Below are 15,685 nucleotides of genomic sequence, written 5' to 3' on the forward strand. Positions count from 1 at the left end.
TTCTTCTCCTGTTATGCAAGGCCGTAGAAGGCGCGCGCGGCGCCCTCGAACAGGCAGGCGCTTCGCTTCGCGTCCAGATCGCCCGCCAACCGGACCGCATCGTCGACCCAGTCGTGATAGGCGTCCCCCATGTGCAGCAGCACCGGCCAGTCGCTGCCCCACATCGTCCGGTCGCCGAAGCAGGCGAGTATATGCGCGACATAGGGCGCCAGCGCGTCGGCCGATTGCCCCGACGCCTGTTCGGTGCGGAGGCCCGACAGCTTGCACCAGATATTGGGATAGCGCGCGAGCGCGGCCAGATCGTCCCGCCAGGGATCGATGATATGGTCCGCCACAGGCGGCTTTGCGCCATGGTCGATCACGATCGGCAGGTCGGGCCAGCGTTCGGCGAAACGGGCGAGGACGGGCAGGTGGCGCGGCTGGACCAGCGCGTCGAAGCGCAGGCCATGCGCCAGCATCGCCTGGATCGCCGGTGCGAGATCGGCCCGCAATATCCAGTCGCTCGCCTCGATGCTCTGGAGCATGGGGCGCAGCCCGACGCTTTTGGGCCGGGCGGCCAATTGGGCGATCCGCGCGGGCGCGTCGTCCGCCTCCAGCGCGACCCAGCCGACCACGCCCAACACAAGCGGATCGTCCGCCACCAGATCGAGCATCCAGTCGGTATCGCGATCGTCCGGTTGCGACTGGACCAATATGGTGCCCGCCAGATCAAGCCCCGCGGTCGCCGCACGCAGATCGTCGGCCAGGAAATCGCGATGGATCAGCGGCCAGCCGGCGTCCGGCCACGCCTGACCCGGCCCGCCGATCCGCCAGAAATGCTGGTGCGAATCCAGGATGCGGGGTCGCGTCACGCCTTTACCTCGCGCATGTCGATTCCCGCCTCTCCCATATCCTCGCACCTTGTTTTTCCCACAAACATAAGACATCATACAATATGATACGCGGCTGTCCATGCCGCTTCATGCCATGCCATAAGAAAGGACGTTCATCATGAAATTATGCCGCATCGGGGAAGCGGGCCAGGAAAGCCCCGCGCTGGTCGATGCCGACGGCCGACTGCGCGATCTGTCGGCCCATGTCGCCGATCTGGACGGCACGGCGATCGGACCCGACGGTCTGGCGCGCCTGGCGGCGATCGACACGGCCACGCTGCCGCTGGTCGAAGGGCCGGTTCGTTATGGCCCGCCCGTCGCCGGCACGCGCCAGTTCGTCGCGATTGGCCTCAACTATGCCGATCATGCCGCCGAATCCAACCTGCCGATCCCGGAGGAACCGGTCGTTTTCAACAAATGGGTCAGTTGCATCCAGGGGCCGAATGATCCCGTCATCATTCCCTTCGACTCGCGCAAGACCGATTGGGAAGTCGAACTGGGCGTCGTCATCGGCACCACCGCGCATCGTGTCAGCGAAGCCGACGCGCTGGCCCATGTCGCGGGCTATTGCGTCATCAACGACGTGTCCGAACGCGAATGGCAGACCGAACGCGGCGCGACCTGGGACAAGGGCAAGGGCTTTCCGACCTTCGGCCCTGTCGGCCCGTGGCTGGTGACGGCCGATGAAGTGGGCGATCCGCAGGCGCTGTCCATGTGGCTGGACGTCAATGGCGTGCGCAAGCAGGACGGCAGCACGCAGACGATGATCTTCACCGTCGCGCAGATCGTCGCCTATCTCAGCCAGTTCATGACGCTGCTGCCCGGCGACATCATCACCACCGGCACCCCGCCCGGCGTCGGCCTAGGGCAGAAGCCGGAGCCTTGGTATCTCAAGCCCGGCGATGTGGTCGCGCTGGGCATCGACAAGCTGGGTGAGCAGCGACAGTCCTTCGTCGCCGCCAATTGACAGCCCTCCATCATCCTGCTTAAACATCATACATATTATCTAAATATGGAGCAGGATGATGGGACGTCTGGCAGGCAAGACTGCGCTGGTGACGGCGGCGGGTCAGGGGATCGGCCGCGCCACGGTAGAGGCTTTCGTCCGGGAAGGCGCGCGCGTCATTGCAACCGACGTGCGCGCCGAGGCGCTGGCCGATATCGACGGGGTGGAGGCGCAGGCGCTGGACGTCACCGATCCGGCAGCGGTGCAGGCGATCGCGGCGGCGCATCCCGATATCGACATCCTCTATAATTGTGCGGGCCGGGTCCATGCCGGGACGATATTGGAATGCGACGAGGCGGAATGGCGCTTTTCCAACAGCCTGAACGTCACCGCCCAATATCGCATGATCCGCGCCATGCTGCCGGGCATGATCGCGCGCGGCGGCGGATCGATCATCAACATGTCGTCCATTTGCTCCAGCATCAAGGCCGTGCCCAACCGCTTCGCCTATGGCGCGACCAAGGCGGCGGTGATCGGCCTGACCAAGTCCGTCGCCATCGATTTCGTGACCAAGGGGATACGTTGCAACGCCATCTGCCCCGGCACGGTGGAGACGCCCTCGCTGATCCAGCGGCTGCACGACACCGGCGATTTCGACAAGGCCTATGCGGAGTTCACCGCGCGCCAGGCGATGGGCCGCTTCGGCCGGGTCGAGGAACTGGCGGCACTGGCCGTCTATCTGGCATCGGACGAGTTCGCCTTCACCACCGGCACGGTCAATGTGATCGACGGCGGCTGGGTCAACTGAACCGCATAAGCGCCGACAAAAGAGCGCGAACCATGGAGAGACGATGATGAAGCGCAGCCTGATATTCGGGGCGGCATTGGCGGCGATAATATCGCTGTCGGCCGCCGCGCAGGAGGGACCGCTGCTGGTCCATGTCTCCCCTGCGGGCGACGATCGCGCGCCCGGCACGCAGGCGCGCCCGGTGCGCTCGCTGACCCGCGCGCAGGCGCTGGTGCGGCAGGGCAATGCCCAGCGCGACGTCGCCGTCATCCTGGCCGACGGCACTTACACGCTCGAAGCGCCCTTGCTCTTCCGCCGCGCCGACGGGGGGCAGAACGGCCATAGCGTGATCTGGCGCGCGGCCGATGGCGCCCATCCGATGCTGTCGGGCGGGCAGGTGGTGAGCGGCTTCAAGCCGTTCGATCCCGAACGTCGCCTCTATGTCGCTGACGTACCCAAGGGCATCGATGCGCGGCAGCTCTGGGTGGACGACACGCTCGCCGAACGGCCGTGGATCGAAATCCGGCCGTCCGACCTGACGTTCAACGCCACGGGTTTCGAGATTACCAATCCCGACCTCACATGGATTGCGGGCGTGAAGCGCGCCGACCGGATGGAGTTGGAGGCGACCGGTTTCTTCACCGATCGCGTGTCGCCGGTGCAGGCGATCGCGGGCGGAAAGGTTACCATGGCGCAGCCCGCCTGGGACAATAATAGCTGGGGCTATGACACGATCACCAAGCCGATCTTCCCGCAGGACAGCCGGCTCTTCCTCGTCAATGCGCTGGAATTCGTGGACAAGACCAACGAATGGCACAGCAAGCCCTATCAATGGGTGGTCGATCCGCAGGCGGGCAAGCTGTACCTGCGCATGGGGCTGGACGAGGATATCGCCAAGCGCCGCGTTGTCCTGCCCCGGCTGGAGACATTGGTGTCGATCAGCGGCACGCCCGACGCGCCGGTCGAACGGCTGCGGTTCGAAGGGTTGCGTTTTTCTCATAGCAGCTGGCTCGGCGCGTCGCGCGCCACCGGCTACGCCAATCAGCAGAGCGGGTCGTTTCTGGCCGAAACCTCGCCGATCCGCCCGGCGGATGCGTGGAAGACATGCGGCTGGGGTTGCGTCGCATTCGAATCCATGCGCCAGAAATGGAACCAGATGCCCGCCGCAGTGCAGGTGTCGGCGGCGCGCGACATCGTGTTCGAACGCAACCAGTTTTCACAACTGGGCCAGATCGGGCTTGGCATCGGCAATGACGCCAACGCCAACCTGTCGGGCGTGGGCCTGGCCGCCAGCAATATCCGCGTGGCGCGCAACCGCTTCGCGATCCTGTCGGGCAGCGCGATCATGGCGGGCGGTATCCGGGTGGAGGCGCATCATCCCGACAATGCGGCGCTCGTCAACCGCGACATCGCGATCGAGGACAATGTCGTCGCCACCGTGTCACAGGATTACAAGGATAACGCCGCGATCCTGACCACCTATGTCAGCGGTGCGCGCATCGTCCATAACGACATCAGCGACGCGCCCTATGACGGCATCGCGGTCGGGTGGGGCTGGGGCTATAACGACGCCGGCGGCAATCCCAATTATGACGAGAACGCCAAAGGCTACGTCCATAATATCAAATATACGACGCCCACGACGCTGCGCGACACGCTGGTCGAGGGCAATCGCATCCATGGCGTGAAAGGCTGGTTCATGGATGGCGGGGCGATCTACAATCTGTCGGCCAATCCCAACGCGATCGTGCGCGGCAACCATATTTTCGATATCGGTGACAAGATCGGCCTCTATCTGGACGAAGGCTCCAAACATTTCCGCGTGACCGGCAATGTGATCGAGACGCGCGGCAAATGGCTGAACATCAATACCGCCGGCAAAATGTACAAACGCCGCATCTCGACCGACAATGTCGCGACCGGCAACTGGCATAACTCCAACAGTACGGGCGGGCGCTGGCTGGAGGAGATCGGCAATGTCGCGCGGGACAATATCATCCTGCCCAATCGGGACTGGCCGGCCGATGCGCAGAAGGTGATCGATCAGGCGGGGGTGCGGCCATGAGCCTGATCAAACGTCGCACCTTGCTCAAAGGCGCTGGCGCGCTGGCTGGCCTGCCCGCCTTCGCCGCGAAGGCTCAGGAGGGCGGCGACCTGCGTATCACCGATCTGCGCGCTGAAGGGCTGGTCGATCCGATCGGTCTGGACCGGCAGGATATACGCCTGTCCTGGCGGCTGGAGAGCCGCGACCGCGCGGTGCGCCAGGCGCGTTGCGAAGTGCAGGCGGCGAGCAGTCGCGCGCTGCTGGAGGCGGGCACCCCCGACCTGTGGCACGCGGGCGAAGTGCTGACCGACAAGAGCATGGACATGGGCTGGCTCGGCGCGCCGCTAAAGTCGCGCCAGCGTGTCTGGTGGCGCGTGCTGGTGCGCGACGATCGCGGCATGCGCGCCACCAGCCCGGTCGCGAGTTTCGAAATGGGGCTGCTCGACCCCGCCGACTGGCAGGCGCAATGGATCGAGGCGCAAACTGATCTGGAGCGCGCCGACCGGGCGGCCGGGCTGCATTGGATGCGCGGCGACAGGCCCGCCGACAAGGCACCACGCCAGTTCCGCCTGTCTTTCGACTTGGAGAAGGCGGGCGACGTCACGCTCTTTTCCATCGGTAATTTCCGTGCGCCTTTGGTCTGGATGGACGGCGAACCAATCGCCCTCCCCCCCGCGGCCCCCATCGCTTCGGCGCCGAGCCGATCGCACAGACGCAGCACAGCCTGTCCGCGGGCCGCCATGTCGTCGCGATCGAGGTCACCGATCCCGCCGGTTTCGACGAACCGCGCATGCATGAAATCGCCGCCGCAGCGATGATCCGCGCGGGCGACAAGCGCATCACCTGTCAGGATATGCGCACAGCAACCCACGCACCCGAAGGCTGGCAGTCCAGCGGCTTCAATGACGCGGCATGGGCAAAGGCGGAACGCTCCGCCAATCAGCCGCAGGCATGGCCCCGCGCCGGCGCCTATATGCTGCGCCGAGACTTCAGCCTAAAACACCCAATCCGGCAGGCACGGCTGCGCGTTACGGCGCTGGGTTCCTATATCGCGCAGATCAACGGCCAACGCGTCGGCGATGCCCAGCTCGCACCGGAAAGCAGCGACTTTCGCGAAACCGCGCTGGTGCGCACCTATGATGTGACCGCCCTGCTCCACCCAGGCGCGAACGCGATCGGCGCGCTGCTGGGCGAGGGCTGGTATGGCAGCTATCATGCGCCCGCCGGCCGCTACGCCTTTGGCGATCCGCCGCTGCGCCTGTTCGCGCAACTGGAGGTCTTGGCTGACGATGGCAGCCTGTCGATCGTCGTCACCGACGACAAGTGGCAGTTGCAGACCGACACGCCTATCACCCAGGCGGAAATCTATTATGGCGAGGATTATGATGCCCGGCGCGAACAGCCCGGCTGGTCCAGCCCCGGCTTCAAGGCGCGGGGCTGGACGCCCGCCCGTATCGGCCAGACCCCGCCCTGCCGCCTGCGCGCCCATGTCGCCCCGCCGATCCGCGCGATCGAACGGCGAGAGCCCGTCGCCATCCGCAGTTTCGACGGCGATCGCCACGTCATCGACTTCGGCCAGAATTTCGCCGGCTGGGCCGAACTGAAGGCGAAAGGCGCGGCCGGGCAGACCATATCATTGCGCTTCGCCGAAATATTGCACTCAGACGGCACGGTCGATGTCGCCAACCTGCGTGCCGCCCGCGCGTCCTGCCTCTACACCTTCCGGGGCGACCCTGCGGGCGAAAGCTACCAGCCGCATTTCACCTATTTCGGCTTCCGCTATGTCGAGGTGAGCGGCCTTGGCCGCGCGCCGACCCCGGATGAAGTCACCGGCATCGTCCTGTCGAGCGCGCTCCCCGAAACCGGCAAGCCGCTGGTGGAAAGCCGCATCATTCAGGGTCTGTGGCAGAATAGCCGCTGGAGCCAGCGGTCCAATTTCTTCGGCGTGCCGACCGACTGTCCGCAGCGGGACGAGCGGCTGGGCTGGACCGGCGACGCCAATGTCTTCTGGGACGCGGCCGCCTTCACCATGGACGTCGGCCCCTTCACCCATCGCTTCATGGGCGACCTGCGCGATGCGCAGGGGCCGCGCGGCGAGTTTCCCGACTATGCGCCGACCGGCTGGCGCGACCTGTCGCTGGGCGCCTCGCCGGGCTGGGCGGATGCGGGCATCATCCTGCCCTGGACGGCGTGGCAGCGCTATGGCGACACCGCGATCGTCGATCGCAACTGGGCGTCGATGACGCGCTATATGCGCTTCCTGGCGGAGCATAATCCCGACCATATCTGGCGGAATCTGCGTGGGTACGACTATGGCGACTGGGTCGCGCTCGACGCCAAGAAGCCGAGCGACGAGACGACCCCCAAGGATCTGATCGCCACCGCCATGTGGAAACATTCGGCCGACGCCATGGCCGACATGGCCTTCGGATCGAAACGCCAGCCGGAAGGCGAACGCTACCGCCAATTATCGCGCGACATCGCCACCGCCTTCGCCAAGGTCTTCGTGCGTGCCGACGGCAGCGTCGGCAATGGATCGCATTGCGGCTATATTCTCGCGCTGCGCTTCGGGCTGGTGCCGAAATCGCTGCAAGCCGCGGCGACGGCGAAACTGGCGGCGGATATTCGCCGGCGCGGCACGCTCATCTCCACCGGCTTCCTCGGCACGCCCTATAGCCTCGATGCACTGGCCGATCAGGGGGAGGAGAGCTTGGTCTACGACCTGTTGCTGCGCACCGCCTTCCCGTCCTGGGGCTATATGATCGCCAAGGGCGCGACGACGATCTGGGAGCGGTGGAATGCCGACATGGTCGATTCCGCGATGAACAGCTATAACCATTATGCGCTGGGCGCGGTGGCGGGCTTCATCTTCCGCCGTGTCGCCGGAATCGATCCGATCTCGGCCGGTTTCCTGACCTGGCGTTTCAATCCGGTTCTGGACAAAAGGCTGGAACGCGGCGGGGCCAGTTACGACAGCGTGCTGGGACCGATCCGCACCGACTGGCGCAACGGGCCGGACAGTTTCGCAGCGGATATCAGCGTGCCGGCCAACAGCCGCGCGGAAATCTATCTGCCGACCGCCTCCAGCGATGCGATCCGCGAAGGTGGGCAACCGATCGGCGCGATAGTAGGGCTTCGTCTCATCGGCCTGCGGGGCGACCGCTTCGTGCTGGAGGCCGGATCTGGCGACTATCGCTTCACCGTCGCGCGCTGACCCCCTGTCCCCCACTGGCCGCCCACTGCATCGGGCGGCCATTTTTTTCGTCAGGGCCGCGTCGTCCATATCCAGCGCACCGCATCGGTCAGCGCCGTGCCGCCCGCCTGCGCCCGCGCCTCGATCCTGTTCTCGCCCTTGGCCAGATCGATATCCCAGCTGGCGATATGGTCGTCCACCGGCACGCGGGTCCATACTCCGTCATTCAGGCGCAGCTCGACCGCCGGTTGGTTGGAAAAGACCTGCACCTTCACCCGCTGCGTGCGCTTGGCGACGTCGCGGCGACTGGCGATGTGCAGCATTGGCGCGTCCGACCAATTGGCCTGATACCAATAATAGGCATCCTTGCGGACCTTGCGATCCTCGCTCACCAGCCCCTTGTCGTTGATCGCGGGACGATCACCCTCATTGCGCTTGAACGACGGGAAATCGATCCCGACCCAGACGAAGGTCGACCAGAGGAAGGGCCGCGTCTTCATCTCGCGCCAATGTTTGATGTGGAAATCGGTCTGATATTGTTCGGGATGCCAATAGCCATTGGATTCCGGCCGCTTCATCACCGGGTCTTCCTGATGCAATATGCTCGCCCCCGCGCCATATTCGCTGACGCCGATCGGACGCCCCGGTAGCTTCGCGTGCAATTCGTCGGCCCAGGGACCAATGTCTTCCGACTTGGTCCAGTACCAGCCGAAATAGCGATTGTAGGATACGGTGTCGCTATGCTGTGCGATCGGGTCGCTATCCTCCAGACAGCAATGGGCATAGGTGGTCGGCCGGGTCGGATCGAGCGCCTTGGCGGTCGCCTGCAACGCCGCGAGGATGCGGTTGGACGCCGCATCCGACTTGCGGATTTCATTGCCGATGCCCCAGAGCGCGACCGAAGGATGATTGCCCGTCTGCGCGATCAGTTCGCGCATCTGCTCGACCAGATTTTCGCGAAAGGCATCCGACGGGTCATGATCGTCGATCAGCGGCACTTCGGTCAGCAGCAGCAGGCCCAGTTCGTCGGCCCGTTCATAGACGCGCTGGGGATGCTGCATATGGGCCAGCCGCAGCGCGGTCGCGCCCATATCGGCGAAGATCGCCAGATCCTCGTCAATCTCCGCATCGGTGACGATCGGCCCGCGCCCGAAGCGGGTCGGATGCTGGAGGTTGACGCCGCGCATCGGATAGGGCGCGCCGTTGAGCAGCACCGTGCCATCGGGCTTGACCGTGAGGGTCCGCACGCCCAGCGGCACGCTCTGGCTGTCGATGATCGTGCCGCGCTCCACCACATCGGTGACGACATGGTAGAGATAGGGCGATTTGCGCCCTTCCCAGAGATGCGGATTGGGCAAGGTCACAGACTGCCTCACCGCCTCCCGCGCGCCAGCCGCCAACGTTGCGGGCGCGACATGCCGGGCCACGACCTTGCCGGCCGCGTCCACGATCCGGCTGGCGATAGTGAACTGCGCGGGCGTGGCGCGGTCGTTGCGTAGCGCCACGGCGACATCGATCGTGGCGCGGCGCGGCTGGAGCGCGACCGTGCGCGCCTGCACCCCCGGCCCGGCATGGTCGAGCCGGTCGATCGCCAGCGCATCGCTCTTGATCAGCGACACGCTGCGATAGAGGCCGCCAAAAATGTTGAAGTCGCCATTCAGCGGCGCGATATGGGTATCGCGGCTATTGTCGACCCGCACCGCCAGCAGGTTGCGCCCGGGCTGGAGCGCGTCGGTCGCATCGACACGAAACGCGGCATAGCCGCCCTGATGCGCGCCCAGCTTCCGTCCGTTCAGCCAGATGTCGGCCTGCAGCGTTGCGCCGCCGAAATGCAGCAGATAGCGCTTGCCCGGCTCCGGCTGGTGATCGATTTCCAGCCGATACCAGGCAGGGCCGCGATAATAGACGCCCTCCGGCTCACCGCGCGCCTTGGCCCCGCCGACGCCGCTATCTTCAGCGTTATAGCTGTGTGGCACGTTGACCGGCGTCCAGGCGCGATCATCCAAATCGGGCGTTTCCGCTCCGGCCGCATCCGCCTTGACGAAACGCCAGCCCGTCGCGAGCGGCGTTTCGGTGGCGGCCTGAGCAACGCCAGGCAGCAGCAGGGCAAGCGCGAAATCATGGCGCATCGTCATTCCTTTAGCTCAAAGTCTGGATATCGCCGATCTGGATGCCGCTGCTCGCGGTCGACCGAATCGCCGTGTCGCGGGCATGGCGGGACCGCAGGCCATCTACCATCGCCCCCTGCACGTCGTCGAACAGGATTGCGGGGCGCGCATCCGCCGCCTCCACGTCGAAACTGACGTCGCGCAGGCTGATGTTGCGGGCGTGGCGCACATAAAGGCCGTGTGCGGGGAAAGCGCCCATGAAACTGGGCTCCAGGCTGCTGGCGGGCCGTTCGGGGATAGTGCGGCGCGCATCCGCCTCGCTGCCGCCGCCGGCCGAACGGACATGGACGTTGGAGAAGCTGACATCCTCAATCGGTTCGCCGGGATTGCCGACGATACCACAGGCATAGGGGCCGGATGCGCCGGAGACATTGATGTCGGAAAAACGCACCCTGCGCACCTTTGACGGACCCGTGCCACGCGGAGAACGGTTGCGCGCCGCCAGTCGCACGAAAATCGGATGGTTGACCGGATTGCGCAGGTTGATGTCGCTGAAGGTCACGTCTTCCAGCACCCCGCCGTCGATCGCGCCTAGTTGCAGCCCGCGCGTATGGTCGCAGGTGCAGCCCGATATCAGGATGTTGCGAAAGCCCGTGGCGGAATCGGTGCCGAGCTTGATCCGCCCCAGCACGCCGACATCGTCGACCGAGCGATAAGGCGAGGGACGATAGCTGCCAGCGACGATCGATCCCAGATCATAGCCGCTGGTCTTGCAACCGATGATGGTGACATCCTCACAAAAGACCGGTTCATCGAGCGCATAGCTGCTCTTGAGGACGATTGCGTCATCCTTGGGCGCGTTGACGATGCAGTTGCTGATCCGCACGTCGCGGCAACAGTCGATATCGATCCCATCGCGGTCGGTGTCGACCGTCAGATTGTCGATCGTGACATTGGTCGATCCCAGCACATAGCAGGCGAAATGCCCGCCCTGCAGGATGGTGAAGTCGCGCAGCAGCACATTGCGACAGCGGCGCAGCGCCACCGCCTTGTTGCCACGCCCCTCATAAGCCATTTCGCGCGGGATCGCCCGGCGCGCCGCGTCGGCGGACAGGCCTTGTTCCCTGGGCGCCTTCCAGCCCTCTATGCCATGCCAGCGCGGCGCCGGCCCTTCCCGGTCCAGGCCGATGCCGTGGATCAGCCCGCGTCCGACGATCGCCACGTCGGTGACACCGTCGCCATAAAGGAGGGCGTTGTGGAAATGGGCAACGCCATAATCGACATATTGTTCGTCATAGACGCCTTCGGGCAGGTCGTAGCGCCCCTTGTGCCGGCGCGGATCGGCGGCCTCGATCAGGCTGCCGGGCATCAGCAGCAAAGTGATGTAGCTTTTCAGGCGGATCGAAAAGCAGAGATAATGGCCCGGTGGCACCACCACCGTCCCGCCACCCGCCGCGTTCGCCGCCTCGATCGCGCGGTTGAAGGCATCGGAATCGACGGCGATGCCGTCACCCTTCGCGCCATGGTCGCGGACATTGTGGAAGCCGCCCAGCGAGCCGGTGGCGCGGACGGGCGATGCCGCCAATGCGAAGGCCGCGCCCAATCCCAAAGTCATGGCGCGACGGCTGAACATCGCGCGGTCGATCACGCTGCTCATGCTGCGATCCTCTCATTATGTTGTATGACGTATTACATAATGAGGAAGATGTGCCAACCCTAAACCAGCGAGCTACTGTCCAACTCGCTGACGCTTTTTGCGCCGCTCAGCGCCATCGACACCTTCATCCCCTGCGCGATCAGTTCCAGCAGACGGGTCACGCCCGCCTCTCCCTGCGCCGCCAGCGCGTAGATATAGGCGCGGCCCAGCAGCACGCCGCGCGCGCCCAGCGCCAGCATCCGCACCACGTCCAGTCCGGTCCGCACGCCGCCATCGACCAGCAGGGTCAGCTCGTCGCCCACTGCATCGGCGATGCCGGGCAGGGCGCGGGCGGTCGACACTGCGCCGTCGAGTTGCCGCCCGCCATGGTTGGATACGACGATGCCGTCGGCGCCGAAACGCACCGCATCGCGGGCGTCGTCCGGATCGAGTATGCCCTTCACGATCATCTCGCCCTTCCACACGTCCCTGATCCATTCCAGGTCGGACCAGGTGATGGACGGATCGAAATTCTCCCCCAGCCATCCGATATAATCGGCCAGGTTCGTAGGCTGTCCACGATAGGCGGAGACATTGCCCAGATCGTGCGGCCGCCCTTGCAACCCCACGTCCCACGCCCAGCCCGGACGGCCCATCGCCTGCAGCATCCGGCGCAGCGGCGCATTGGGGCCGCTCATGCCCGAATGGGCGTCACGATAGCGCGCGCCGGGCAGCGGCATGTCGACGGTGAAGACCAGCTTGGTGACGCCCAGCGCCTGCGCCCGCTCCAGCGCGTGCCGCATGAAGCCGCGATCCTTGAGCACATAAAGCTGGAACCAGACCGGCCGGCCGCAATCCTCGATCACTTCGGTCACCGAGCAGACGCTGACGGTGGAGAGGATATAGGGAATGCCAGCGCGACAGGCGGCCCGCGCCACCTGCAATTCGCCGCGCCGGCGCATCATGCCGCCGAGGCCGATCGGCGCGAGCAGCAGCGGCATCGCCATCTTCTCGCCGAACAGCGTGGTTTCAAGACTCAGCGCAGACACATCGCGCAGCACCCGCTGGCGCAGCTTGATATCCGCCAGGTCGGCGCTATTGGCCGCCATCGTCTCTTCCCCGAACGCGCCGCCATCGACATAATCGAACAGGAAACGCGGCAGCCGCCGTCGCGCCGCTTCGCGATAGTCGAGCGGGGAGGAGATGATCATGCTGTAGCCCCTGGCTGGCGGTTATGGTCGAGTTGGAGCGTGAGATCGGCTCGGCCGGGCATTTCCGCCAATATATGCCGGGTCAGCCGCTCATAATGCTGGACGAAGCGATCGAGCTGCGCAGCGTCCATCGCGCCGCTCGCCTTGCTGGCCCACAAGGTCTCCTCCTGCTCGCCGCGCCAGTCACGCACAACGCCGAAGTCCGGCGCGGCGAGCAGAGCCAGCCGGTCGATGCGGGCGAACAGTTCGGCATAGATGCCCCAGAGCTGGCGATTGACATGGCGCCGCCAGACCATGTCCGGGTCTTCGATCCGCTCCAGCGCATTGATCGGTGCGGCGAGCGCCGATTCCGCCTGCGGCCGCGCGCCGACGCACCAGCCTTCGAAGATCAGGAGATCGACGGGCCCGGCCGCCTCCTCCCGATCGAACGGCTCGTCCCGCCCCTTGTCGAACCGCGGCAGCAGCAGCGCCCCGCCAGCCTTGACCGAATCCAGAATCGCGATCCCCCGCAACGCATCATGGGTGCCCGGCACGCCGCGGGTGCGCAGCAGCGGATGCACCGTATCGGCCAATTGTGCCCGCGCCGTGCCGCTCAGATAGAGATCGTCGAGCGACAGGATCGCCGTCCGCCGCCCCTCCGCCTCCATCCACCCTTGCAGGCCGGCGGCGAGCGTCGACTTGCCCGAACCCTGCGCGCCGCACAGGCCCAGAATCAGCGGCCCGTCGGCCGCCGCAAGCCAGCCCCGCGTCGCCGCTGCGATCCGGTCAAGCGACGGGGTCAAGCAGCGGCTCGCCGGCAAAGAAGCGATCGAGATTGTCCGCAACCTTCATCCCCATGGCGGTGCGCGCCTCGATCGTGGCGCTGCCCAGATGGGGCAGCAGCACGACATTGGGCAGGTCGATCAGGGTGGGATGGACCTGCGGTTCGTTTTCATAGACGTCCAGCCCCGCCGCCGCAATCCGCCGCTCCGCCAGAGCCTCCGCCAGCGCGCCTTCATCGACCAGCGACCCACGCCCGGTATTCACCAGCACGGCATGGGCCGGCATTACCGCCAGCAACGCGGCATCGACCATGTGCCGCGTTTCCGCCCCGCCCGGTGCATGAAGCGACAGGACATCCGCCTGCTGCGCCAGCGCCCCCAGATCGGCGTAATAGGCGTCGGCCGGCATGTCAGCCGCAGGACGGCGGCTGTGATAGGCGATGCGCATCCCGAATGCCTGCGCCCGCCTGGCCACCGCGCGGGCGATCCGGCCGAAGCCGACCAGCCCCAACAGCTTGCCATCCAGCGACTGGCCGACAAGATGGGTCGGTCGCCACCCCGTCCAGTCGCCGGCGCGCAATTCGCGCTCACCCTCGGCCGCCCGGCGCATCGCCATCAGCATCAGGGTGATGGCGATGTCCGCGGTGGCTTCCGTCAACACGTCGGGCGTATTGGTAACGGCCAGTCCCGCTTCGCGCGCGGCGGCGAGGTCGATATGCTCATATCCCGCGCCATAATTGGCGATGATCCCTACCCGCCGTCCTTCGACGAGCAATATGTCGCGCGTCACCCAGTCGGTAACGGTCGGGCAGAGCGCATCATGATCGCGCATCGCCCGGACCAGCGTCGCTGCGTCCATCGGCCGGTCGCCTTCGTTGAAGGTCACATCATAGGATGCGGCCAGCCGCTGTTCGACCGCTGCCGGCCAGCGCCGGGTGAGAAGAACGCGGGGGCGAGCGCTCACAACAGGCCTCGCTTTGCCAGATTGCGCATCAGCGCCCCTGCACCAAAGGTCCATGGTTCGACCCGATCGGTCGCCGTCACCCGATTCACCAACGTCCCCAGTTCATCGCAGCCGATGCGCACCTCGTCTCCTTCCGCATGGGTGAAGCCCCGTCCCGGCTCGCCCCGGTCCTGCGTCGGCGCGAACAGCGTACCGAGATAGAGGATGAGGCCGTCGGGATAGGGATGATGGGCGTTCACCGCCTGCGCCGCAAGCTCTGCCGGGGAACGGCTGATTTCCGACATCGCCGACCGTCCCTCCATGATGAAGCCGTCGGGACCATGGACCGACAGGGTGACGGTGATCGCCTCCACCACCTTGAGGTCGAACCCACCGTCGAATAGCCGCACGAAGGGGCCGACTGCCGCCGCACCAACATTGTCCTTGGCCTTGCCCAGCAGCAGAGCGGATCGCCCCTCGACATCGCGCAGATTGACGTCATTGCCCAGCGTCGCGCCGATGATCCGCCCGTCCGATGCTATCACCAGCACGACTTCGGGTTCCGGATTGTTCCAGACCGATGCGGGATGGACGCCGATGGCGCTGCCCGCTCCGACGGTGGCCATCGGCTGCGCCTTGGTAAAGATTTCGGCGTCTGGGCCGATCCCCACCTCCAGATACTGGCTCCAGGCGCCAGCCTCGATCAGCGCCTGCTTGAGCTGCGCGGCCTGCGGCGATCCCGGCTGCAGATCGCGCAGATCGTCGCCCACCAGCGCGCGCACCTGTTCGCGGATCTGCACCGCGGCTTGCCGGTCGCCGCGCGCCTTCTCCTCGATCACCCGCTCCAGCATCGAGGTGACGAAGGTGACGCCCGCCGCCTTCACCGCCTGCAGGTCGATCGGCGAAAGCAGCCAGGGTCGCGCCGGATGGCGGCATTCCGATGGGGTGTTGGCGAGGATATCGGCAAGGGCGCCGGCATCCTCGCCCGTCGCGTCGCGCAACGCCTGCGCCGGGGAGGCGCTTTCGCACAGGTCGCGCGCGGTCGCGAAGCGAGTGGAAATATCGGTCAGCCGATCGCCATCGACCCGCACCAGCGATGGCCCGTCGCGGTCGGGTCGCCAGATGCGGCCGAACAGCAGCGCGTCGGGATCGGCCGGCAGGATGGCGGCAGGGGTCATGTCCAT

Annotated in this window: 12 protein-coding genes; 5 read left to right on the top strand and 7 right to left on the bottom strand. The window is 65.8% G+C overall.

Features of this window, described 5'->3' with window-relative positions:
* Window positions 1-11: 11 nt before the first annotated feature.
* Window positions 12-851 carry an amidohydrolase family protein gene (locus tag ABT375_RS20510; RefSeq protein WP_416464985.1) on the bottom strand — a complete coding sequence of 280 codons (840 nt, stop codon included), beginning with the start codon at window positions 849-851 and terminating at the stop codon, window positions 12-14.
* Between the two features lie 139 nt (window positions 852-990).
* Here ABT375_RS20510 and ABT375_RS20515 point away from each other — a divergent pair, with 139 nt between their 5' ends.
* Genes ABT375_RS20515 through ABT375_RS20535 form a run of 5 tightly spaced genes read left to right on the top strand, consistent with a single transcriptional unit; the run spans window position 991 to window position 7,863 of the window.
* Window positions 991-1,839 (top strand): fumarylacetoacetate hydrolase family protein, encoded by an 849-nt coding sequence (locus ABT375_RS20515; RefSeq protein WP_416464986.1) that lies wholly within the window; start codon window positions 991-993, stop codon window positions 1,837-1,839.
* 58 nt (window positions 1,840-1,897) lie between these two features.
* The gene (locus ABT375_RS20520) at window positions 1,898-2,626 is read left to right on the top strand and encodes an SDR family oxidoreductase (protein ID WP_416465886.1); all 729 of its coding nucleotides are present in this window, start codon (window positions 1,898-1,900) and stop codon (window positions 2,624-2,626) included.
* Window positions 2,627-2,669: 43 nt separating this feature from the next.
* Window positions 2,670-4,670, top strand: a complete 2,001-nt coding sequence (locus ABT375_RS20525; RefSeq protein ID WP_416464987.1) for a right-handed parallel beta-helix repeat-containing protein — start codon at window positions 2,670-2,672, stop codon at window positions 4,668-4,670.
* Entirely contained in the window at window positions 4,667-5,467 is an 801-nt protein-coding gene (locus ABT375_RS20530) for a hypothetical protein (protein ID WP_416464988.1), read from the top strand. Before ABT375_RS20525 ends, ABT375_RS20530 begins: the two co-directional genes overlap by 4 nt.
* The gene (locus tag ABT375_RS20535) at window positions 5,440-7,863 is read left to right on the top strand and encodes a family 78 glycoside hydrolase catalytic domain (RefSeq protein ID WP_416464989.1); all 2,424 of its coding nucleotides are present in this window, start codon (window positions 5,440-5,442) and stop codon (window positions 7,861-7,863) included. Before ABT375_RS20530 ends, ABT375_RS20535 begins: the two co-directional genes overlap by 28 nt.
* A gap of 50 nt (window positions 7,864-7,913) precedes the next feature.
* Here the strand turns inward: ABT375_RS20535 and ABT375_RS20540 are convergent, their stop codons facing one another.
* The 6 genes from ABT375_RS20540 to ABT375_RS20565 are packed head-to-tail and all read right to left on the bottom strand — an operon-like array spanning window position 7,914 to window position 15,685.
* A complete protein-coding gene (locus tag ABT375_RS20540) occupies window positions 7,914-9,971 on the bottom strand; it encodes a glycoside hydrolase family 2 TIM barrel-domain containing protein (RefSeq protein ID WP_416464990.1) in 2,058 nt (685 codons plus the stop codon).
* A gap of 10 nt (window positions 9,972-9,981) precedes the next feature.
* A complete protein-coding gene (locus tag ABT375_RS20545) occupies window positions 9,982-11,607 on the bottom strand; it encodes a glycoside hydrolase family 28 protein (RefSeq protein WP_416464991.1) in 1,626 nt (541 codons plus the stop codon).
* A 59-nt stretch (window positions 11,608-11,666) separates the two neighbouring features.
* Window positions 11,667-12,797 carry an FMN-dependent L-lactate dehydrogenase LldD gene (lldD, locus tag ABT375_RS20550; protein WP_416464992.1) on the bottom strand — a complete coding sequence of 377 codons (1,131 nt, stop codon included), beginning with the start codon at window positions 12,795-12,797 and terminating at the stop codon, window positions 11,667-11,669.
* Window positions 12,794-13,579: a kinase gene (locus ABT375_RS20555; protein ID WP_416464993.1), complete on the bottom strand. Its 786-nt coding sequence runs from the start codon at window positions 13,577-13,579 to the stop codon at window positions 12,794-12,796. The genes lldD and ABT375_RS20555 overlap by 4 nt, the downstream gene beginning before the upstream one ends.
* Window positions 13,563-14,522: a 2-hydroxyacid dehydrogenase gene (locus ABT375_RS20560; RefSeq protein ID WP_416464994.1), complete on the bottom strand. Its 960-nt coding sequence runs from the start codon at window positions 14,520-14,522 to the stop codon at window positions 13,563-13,565. The genes ABT375_RS20555 and ABT375_RS20560 overlap by 17 nt, the downstream gene beginning before the upstream one ends.
* Window positions 14,519-15,685 (bottom strand): fumarylacetoacetate hydrolase family protein, encoded by a 1,167-nt coding sequence (locus tag ABT375_RS20565; protein WP_416464995.1) that lies wholly within the window; start codon window positions 15,683-15,685, stop codon window positions 14,519-14,521. Before ABT375_RS20565 ends, ABT375_RS20560 begins: the two co-directional genes overlap by 4 nt.

The organism is Sphingomonas sp. VDB2, assembly GCF_047946695.1.
Classification (GTDB): Bacteria; Pseudomonadota; Alphaproteobacteria; order Sphingomonadales; family Sphingomonadaceae; genus Sphingobium; species Sphingobium bisphenolicum.

What these genes read in the sequence shown, in the direction of transcription:
- ABT375_RS20515 (WP_416464986.1), top strand. Translation starts at nt 991, where the DNA reads ATGAAATTATGCCGCATCGGGGAAGCGGGCCAGGAAAGCCCCGCGCTG.
- ABT375_RS20520 (WP_416465886.1), top strand. Translation starts at nt 1,898, where the DNA reads ATGGGACGTCTGGCAGGCAAGACTGCGCTGGTGACGGCGGCGGGTCAG.
- ABT375_RS20525 (WP_416464987.1), top strand. Translation starts at nt 2,670, where the DNA reads ATGATGAAGCGCAGCCTGATATTCGGGGCGGCATTGGCGGCGATAATA.
- ABT375_RS20530 (WP_416464988.1), top strand. Translation starts at nt 4,667, where the DNA reads ATGAGCCTGATCAAACGTCGCACCTTGCTCAAAGGCGCTGGCGCGCTG.
- ABT375_RS20535 (WP_416464989.1), top strand. Translation starts at nt 5,440, where the DNA reads ATGCATGAAATCGCCGCCGCAGCGATGATCCGCGCGGGCGACAAGCGC.
- ABT375_RS20540 (WP_416464990.1), bottom strand. Translation starts at nt 9,971, where the DNA reads ATGCGCCATGATTTCGCGCTTGCCCTGCTGCTGCCTGGCGTTGCTCAG.
- ABT375_RS20545 (WP_416464991.1), bottom strand. Translation starts at nt 11,607, where the DNA reads ATGAGCAGCGTGATCGACCGCGCGATGTTCAGCCGTCGCGCCATGACT.
- lldD (WP_416464992.1), bottom strand. Translation starts at nt 12,797, where the DNA reads ATGATCATCTCCTCCCCGCTCGACTATCGCGAAGCGGCGCGACGGCGG.
- ABT375_RS20565 (WP_416464995.1), bottom strand. Translation starts at nt 15,685, where the DNA reads ATGGACATGACCCCTGCCGCCATCCTGCCGGCCGATCCCGACGCGCTG.